Here is a 659-nt window from a genome sequence, read left to right as displayed (position 1 = left end):
GGAACTGGCGGCAGTTACAAACCCGGCTGGCAGAAAAGGGTATCGGGATTCATTTCAAGTACAGGGGACAGACTGGCGAAGTACAGGGCATATCCTTTTCCAAAGGCGAATACACGTTCAAGGGTTCGGAGATAGACCGCAGTTTCAGTTTCTCCAAGCTGGATAAATGTTTCGGGGATGCGGGGCTGAACACTACCGAAAGCAACCGACAGACGGTTTCCGCACCTGTTCAGGAGCTATCGCAGACACTGGGCAAAATCGACAGTCCGTTACTGGCAGACTTGGGCGGTCTGTTCTCCGCCCCGTCCTCTCCGGCTGATGAAACGCCCGACAATCCCGGTGAAAGAAAAAAGAAGAAAAAGAAACGACACTTAAAATTATAGGGACATGGAAAATAACTTAATTTTGGAGGGGCTTCTCTCCATGGTTACGGAACTGAAAGAACGGCAGGAGAAGCAGGTAACGCCAGCCAGCCGGGAGGAAACGATTAACCGACTGGACGTTATCGAACAGCGCATTTCGGAAATGCAAGGTAAATCCGGCATTACTGAAAACATGGCGCAGGAGATTCTAAACCAAATCGGCAGTATCGGAAAAGGGCAGTCCGAGAACCAAAAACAAGACCTTGAAGATATAAAGGGGCTTATCGTGACCTCGCA

2 pseudogenes are annotated in these 659 nt (G+C 49.8%); both read left to right on the top strand.

The annotated features are described in order from the left end of the window. Positions 1–383: pseudogene (locus DXD65_RS20515) on the top strand (mobilization protein); the annotation flags it as partial. Between the two features lie 4 nt (positions 384–387). Then, a pseudogene (locus DXD65_RS21390) lies at positions 388–659 on the top strand (hypothetical protein); the annotation flags it as partial.

Source organism: Bacteroides sp. 4_1_36, from assembly GCF_003466325.1.
In the GTDB taxonomy this organism is placed as follows: Bacteria; Bacteroidota; Bacteroidia; order Bacteroidales; family Bacteroidaceae; genus Bacteroides; species Bacteroides uniformis.
Note: the sequence above shows the minus strand (reverse complement) of the source record. Positions and strands in the feature narration are given on the sequence as shown.